The following is a 7,334-nucleotide window of genomic DNA, read 5'->3' as shown; positions in this document are numbered from 1 at the left end:
CCGGCGGCGCTCCATCAGCTCGCGCCACGTGGTAAGAATAATGTCCTCTTCTTCAAGCGTCTCTTTAACCCGGGGGTCAACGAGCGCGTGGTAGTCTCCGTAGAGGTGCTCGCGGCCACCCGTGATGACGTCCACAACAGTATCCGGCTTGGTGGGATGGACAATCATTTGCGTGATGCCCGGTTCCAGGTTACGGATAGCCTCGACGTAGTGGTCTACCTTGTCCGTCGTTTTCCAACCGTAGCTATCGGTGTGGATATAATCGATTACTGGCAATCCGCTTTTCCACACCCGCTCAGCCATTGCCCGGGCTTGGTCCACCCATTCGAAGCCCCGCCGCTCGGCCTCGGTTGGTCCCGGCATCAGCACGGGGATTTGCTCCTTGATTCCCACTTCCACATAACGTTCAATAAATTCCGGCTCGAACAACGTTCCCATGTGGCTGTCGAGGTGAGTTATCGACAGATCCATGCGCCGGGCCAGCTCAATCTGGGCACGTATCTCCTGTTCCACCTCATCGGGCGAGGCGTGCACTAACACGTCGCCGACGCCGCTCCACATGTAGCCGTCGGGATCCAACAATCCTAGCAGGGTACCGGCCACGGGACGCCACCGGTAAGGCGCCCATTCTGACGTCAACGTCAAATGGAGGCCCATGTCCACATCGGGATTCTCGTCCATGTAATCCCGCCAATGGCTCACCCACGGCGTGGGCATCATGACGCTCACCGACTTCACCACGCCGTCTTCCAGCGTCTCTATCGTGGCTAGGTTCGTGGCCAGCGACATGCCGGCGTCATCGGCGTGCACAATGAGCACCCGTTCTCCCGCGTCCCATCCCAGCCGCTCGGCGTAGGTGGGCTCCTCCACCGCGGCGAAGGCCGCCGTAATGATTCCCGCGATCACGATTTTAAGCAGCATTAATCCTAAAATTACAATTCGTTTCATGTTGATTTGTTTTAGTTCAGATCTCAGTTTTGATAACCTAAAATAACCTCCAAATATTTGATAATTAGTTAATAATTCAATAATTGGGCATTTGATTTTAGTTTTATATAATGTAATATCTGCATATAGAATATTAATTACAATGAAATATATCACACATAAAAGATTATTTGTTAAATCTATCAAAATTTGCAACCTATTAGTGGTTATATCATTTTATAAAATTAGATTTATAAAAATGTTGTTTGTTAACTCGCTTTATTATCAAAAAATTATAAACAAGTCTAATTATTTATTAAATTTTGTTGAGGTCTGTAACTAATTGTATAAGGCCAATATAAGATTCCTTTTTCAATTTTCTACTCATTTATACAATCTTATATTGGCCTTATTCTTATATATCCATGAAGAAATAGCTGAATACTCCCTCAAATTAAGAAACTCAAGTTTCGCAGTTGTTTTTAATATGCTAATAAGCAGTAATATAAAATATCAGCCTGCTTGTTTATTTTACTGATAATTAATCCATTAATGTTTTCCATTTTCGTTCATGCTGCATTTTCAAGCTCTTTTTCCTGTTGAAGCAATTGGGCTAATATGGCGTAAGCTTTTTCGTCGTTTAGAATTTTTATCATGATCTGCATTTCATCGACTCCATCAAATAAAGTTTCTATAATCCTTACCAACTCAACAAACAAAGCCCATAGAAAGCCAAGCTTCACGAAAAAATTAGTCCTGAAGAAGCCAGAATTTGGACCATGCACTGTCTTTACCATCCTGTGCGGTAAATGGAGTTTCAACCAATCGTGCAACAGCGGTCTGGTAATTCTGTTCATTCCTGGATATTTCGCCAGAGCCATACTGGAAACGTAATGGCATTGAATTTCTTTGTCCTTTATCCCCCCAGCTAAGCTGAGGAAAACCGGTCCTTCTCCAATCGCACCATGATTCATGGGCAATGGTCCAGTTAGCTATCCACTTTTGCTCTATGATCTGCTCCAGGGAACCATCATATGCAACACCGGCTTCGGTAATGTAATCATCATAACCATCAACTCCCCACATGTCAAATGACGCTTCAATACCTTTTTCATACCAATCCTGCTGAGAACCGGAACCAACGTTCCAGGTTTTTTCAGCAGCTTCGGCCAGAATAAAACATGCTTCGGCATAAGTTATCATTCTTGCAAGCAACTTATCATCCGTAGGCTTCTTGAACAAATCATCAAGAGCCGATACATGAACGTTAGGTCCACCCTGAATTGGTGCAGGGTTAAGATTATATTGGGAACCATCACTAATACTGGAAGCAATTGGTATTCCAACATACCGGTTTGTATCAATAAGTTCAAAACCCGCAGCAACATCATCAACCCAGTTATCCGGGTGATAAACAACAAGATTATTGGCAGTCAAATAATCGGGTCTGACATACCTTGTTGAACCAACGGTAACACTACCTTCAGGGTAATCCTCAGATACCTGAATCTGCACTAATACCGGATTGAACCAGGCATCCAACCTGGGATCATTGTATCCCATAAGTACATCCCTGATACCTGCAGCACACTGAACCCTCTCAAAGCCTCTGTCGGTTTGCTCAAAAGTCTTGTTTCTCGGCCATGAATCACCTAGTGATGTTCCGGAATAAGGCATTCCTGCATCATCTTCAAAAGAAGAAAAAATGGGATAGGTACCGGGGTCTGACATTATTTCTTCAATGCCATCCTTGGCAAAAGTGGGAAGTTTATCTGACAATCTCATGTAATATCTTAGCATAAGGGTGTTGGCAAATTTTCTCCACTTTGCAGGATCTCCTCCGTAAAGAATATCGGCATCCGGATTGATTCCCTGGTATGAAGCGCGTGATTGAGATAACAGCGTGTTTGCCTCTTTCAGCTCACCTATTATCCCCCTGTAAATGGTCTCCTGGGTATCATAAACGGGAAAATAATTTTCCTCTCCACCTTCAGCAGCATTCAATGCGTTTGTATAAGGTGCATCACCCCAGGTATCTGCAATATAACCAAAGTTAAAGGCTTTTAAAACAAGGGAAGCACCTTTATGGAAGTCCATATCCATTTCATCAGCCCTCTCATAAATATGTTTAGCGTTCCTAAGGTTGCTGTACCAACTATTCCAGCTTGTGGGACCCTTCCATTCGAAATCATTTGTCGCTCCGGACCATCCGGATTTCTGAATATATTGCATAACACCGGCAAAGTGGCTTTGGTAATTAGGGTTTAAATAATTATCCGCCGTTCCGGTAATAACGGTAGGTAAAACCAGGTTCGGGTTAACAACCGTAGGATCGACCCCGTTTGGATTCACATTTAGCTCGGTTAACTCTTCTTCACATGAAGTAAATGCTATAACCGCTAAAATTAAAAATATTTTATATAATGTTTTCATAATTTAATAATTTAAAAAGTTACATTTAACCTGATACCGACAGGAATTGTCCATGGATTAACGTTAAAAAGTTCAACACCCTGGTCAAAAGAACTTCCACTTAACTGAAACGCCCTCTCGGGATCAACATTGATACCGGCTTTTGTCCAAAGAATCAAATTACGGCTGTAAAGTGTTACTGAAGCATTTTGAAGCCCGATAGCCTGTTTGCGGGGGATCTGGTAAGTCAGGGAAAGTTCCCTGAGCTTTATAAAATCAGCATCAAACAATGAATTTTCCGTATGGCTCCAACCGAAAGTATTTTGCCATCTGAATTTTGGTGTTCCTTCGTCGCCAAGATGTTCTTGGTCCATTACAAAGTTTCCATTATCATCATAGGAACCTGAAACTCCTGGCATAAAATTACCGTCAGTCAATGTAATACCACCTTCAGTGTGAGGCAAGCCACCATAATCTTCGGTAGGACCACCTACAATTACCCAGAATTCACCGTCGGGAGAAAGATACTTATCGGCATTATCCCTTAGATATTGAGCCTGCTCGGCAGGACTCAGGTCATTAATTTTAACCGTCCTGTCAATCCACCGGTTTGTAAGATAGTCCGATTCCATATAACGATATGACTGCGAAACAAACTGACCGCCTTTTCTCCAGTCAAAATTTGCACCCAGGCTCCAGTTTCTGAAGGAAACAGAAGTTTGCATTCCAAGCTGAAAATCGGGATTAAAATTACCAATTACAGCTGTATTATCTCCGGGTTCCATATAATCTTCCCATTTGCCAGCTTGCGGACCACCGTTAGAAGTTAAAAGAGGCCATCCGTGATATTCGGAATCTGGATCATCAACCCTGATCATAGGATCATCCACAATCTGTCCGATTTCATCACCTACTCTTGTTACTGCTCCCCCTTTGGCATTGGTCCAGAATACATAGTAATCATATCCTTCAGCAAGTTCCTCTATTTTTGTCCGGTTCCATGAATAAACAAAATTCATATCCACAAGCCAGTCATTGGTGCGTAGCGGACTACCACCAACCATTAACTCATAACCCCTGCTTGAAATTAAACCTGCATTGATCTGCCTTGAACTATACCCTGAGGAAGGAGGTAATCCTATTCCAAGGATCTGGTTTTCATTTTCAGCCTTATAATATGTACCTTCAAACCTCAGGCGGTTCTGGTAAAAGGCGAGTTCCGCCCCAATCTCCCATGAAGTCTGGATCTCAGGTTTAAGATCGGGGAGCAATAAGCTACCGGGAGTTGACATACGTGTCTGTCCCAGCCAGGCGGACTGGCTGCCCATTGTTGAATTCAGGCGATAAGGATCGGTGTCGTTACCTACCTGGGCCCATCCGGCTCTTATCTTTGCAAGTGAGACATTTCCTCCCATATCAAAAAGATTATTGGCAAGTACCGATAATGATGCAGAAGGATAAAAATAGGAATGGTTTTCTTTAGGCAATGTACTGGACCAGTCGTTTCTTGCGGTCAAGTCCAGATAGATCATATCGTTATATCCGAATGAAGCCTGACCGTAAAGACTGTAAATTGCTTTCTGTGACCAGCTTGAACCATAATTAAGGTTGTCGGAATTAATGTTGTTCAGCGACCAGACACCCGGAACACTTATACCACCACCCCTGGATTTGGTCTGGTCGTATCTGTTTTCAAATCTTCTGTACATATAGTTACCACCGGCTGATGCAGTTACAGTGAAAACATCAAAGGTGTTATCGTATGACAACAGGAAATCAGCATTTGATTCTCTCCGGTAAAGATCGGTCAGGCCGTAAACTCCATTTGGATCACGCTGATAACTCAGGGCAATACTCGACTCACGTTTTTCATTGTACTGATCGTGGGCAAAACGTCCCATCAATTGCAGTTGGGGAAGAATTTCCCATTCCAGTTGGGCAAAGCCATGTATCCTATCCCTTCTGAAAGCGTTATTTATTTCATTAGCAAGAAAATAAGGGTTGTCAGAAGTACTCGATGATCCAAGCTCCCCGGTAACAGGATCAATAGTTAGGTTATAAGGACCTCTTTGTCTTATACCTTCCTGGCCGGGAAGCCAGTAATCTTTCAAATCATCAATGTCAATGGAAGGACTTATCCTTCTGTAAAGGTTCGCCATCGGGTTGGCTGACCTGTTTCCTGAAGCACGGTTAGCAGCACCGGAATTTTTATAATTGATACTTGAGTTTAATCTCAGGTTATCCAGTAACTTGGCGGAAGAATTAAGGGTGAGTGAATTCCTGTTAAGGTCGGTGTTAGGAATATTCCCCTTATGCTGCATATTGTTATACGATAGCCTGTAATTTAAACTTTCAATGGAATTGGATACAGCAAACCCGTTTGTTGTGGTAAAAGCTGTTTGAAAAAATTCTTTCAAGTTGTCAGGATAGGATACCAGCTCCTTTGCTTCAAGTTCACCATCCTCATTAAAGAAAGGCCATACATATCCCATCTGGCCCTTGTCAAGTTCCGGACCGCACCAGTAAGAATCACCACTGGGTACATCATAATAAGGCAAACCGTTATCAGGCCTGGCATCCTGGGTATAAGGCCTCCTGCCGTTAGCAAATTTGCTATGCACGTCAAGGAAAGCATAGGGAGTTTCAAAAACTGTATTTGAGGTTATTTCCACTCTCATTTCGTCAACATCCCTTCCTGATTTTGTTGTTATAAGCACAACACCGTTACCTGCACGTGAACCGTAAAGTGCAGCAGCACTCGGGCCTTTCAGCACGGAGATACTTTCAACATTACTAGCATCAATGTCTCCAATGGCACTCCCGTAGTCAACTTCGTTCCGGGCACCTGTCTCACCAACGTTTGCAAGTGTATTGTTGACAGGTACCCCGTCAACGACAAACAGCGGCTGGTTATCACTGGTTAATGATGAGGCACCCCTGATAACCATGCTAACGGTAGAACCGGTTCCACCCGTTGAATTGATAGCCACACCGGCAACCCGTCCTGAGAGCGAATTCATAACATTTTCCTGGGTAATTTTTTCAATGCTTTCACCGCTCACCTCAGAAACGGAATATCCAAGTGATTTCTTTTCTCTCGAAAGACCCAGTGCCGTAACCACCACTTCATCAATCTCTTCGACAGATGGTGTTAATTCTACATTAATCTTCTGTCTGCCTTTAATTTCAAGGCGCTGTTCCTGATAGCCCACAGAAGAAACTATCAGTGTGGCATCGGCAGGTGCTTCAATGGTATATTCACCATCCATGTTTGTTGTAGTACCAATGTTTGTGCCTTCGACAACGATATTCACCCCAGGCAAAGGATCGCCTGTTGCAACATCGGTTACCGTGCCGGTAATCTCAATTTGTTGTTGCCGGACTTCGCTTTTGAATGAATTCGATTTTATCGCAATAGCACAATTAATAAATGATCCAAAAACAAAAACCACCAACAACAAAAATTTACTTGAGATTGAAATTCTTTTTTTCATAATCTGTAGTTTTTAATCGAGTTTTAATTTCATTATGCTCAACTTGAGTTTCCAAAAAAAAGATTTGTTTAACTTTAAAATTTGAATTCAACGAAAAATCTCTGATCATAAAAATACCTCCTTTCTTTAATTTTAGGGTTAAAAAATATTTAAATATATTTTAAATTCAACTACTTATATTAATTATTTTTTTTAATGGTCAATTCATTTAATCAATTCATGATAACGCGCCATGTAATAGGGCAAAAGATATAATGTTCCCGGATAAGCGGACCTATCATTTCCCCTTGATTTTAAGTCAAAACCGCTACGATTGTATTTATACAACCGTTCATCAATTGGCAATGCCTTATTATCCACCACATGCCATCCTTTTGCCTCCTTCCGGTCAGCATCCGGATCAAATACTATATCCAACCTGTGGGTATTGTCTATGTTGTATTGAATTAAATCAATAGGAAATTTCTGCAGGGTTTCACGAACATCAGCCATTACACCATC

General features: G+C 42.6%; 5 protein-coding genes. All 5 read right to left on the bottom strand.

Features of this window, described 5'->3' with window-relative positions; translation table 11 throughout:
- Window positions 1–948: polysaccharide deacetylase family protein (locus tag KGY70_14570; protein MBS3776416.1), on the bottom strand; the 948-nt coding region annotated here is incomplete at its 3' end.
- A 548-nt stretch (window positions 949–1,496) separates the two neighbouring features.
- Window positions 1,497–1,646: a hypothetical protein gene (locus KGY70_14565; GenBank protein ID MBS3776415.1), complete on the bottom strand. Its 150-nt coding sequence runs from the start codon at window positions 1,644–1,646 to the stop codon at window positions 1,497–1,499.
- A 31-nt stretch (window positions 1,647–1,677) separates the two neighbouring features.
- Window positions 1,678–3,360, bottom strand: coding sequence for a SusD/RagB family nutrient-binding outer membrane lipoprotein (locus KGY70_14560; GenBank protein ID MBS3776414.1), 1,683 nt, complete (start codon window positions 3,358–3,360; stop codon window positions 1,678–1,680).
- Window positions 3,361–3,371: 11 nt separating this feature from the next.
- Window positions 3,372–6,833 (bottom strand): SusC/RagA family TonB-linked outer membrane protein, encoded by a 3,462-nt coding sequence (locus KGY70_14555; protein MBS3776413.1) that lies wholly within the window; start codon window positions 6,831–6,833, stop codon window positions 3,372–3,374.
- Window positions 6,834–7,037: 204 nt separating this feature from the next.
- A partial coding sequence (locus KGY70_14550) for a hypothetical protein (GenBank protein ID MBS3776412.1) occupies window positions 7,038–7,334 on the bottom strand: 297 nt, incomplete at its 5' end.

This window comes from Bacteroidales bacterium, from assembly GCA_018334875.1.
In the GTDB taxonomy this organism is placed as follows: Bacteria; Bacteroidota; Bacteroidia; order Bacteroidales; family UBA12077; genus JAGXLC01.
The sequence above is the reverse complement of the archived record's forward strand: the minus strand, read 5'-3'. Positions and strand labels throughout refer to the sequence as shown.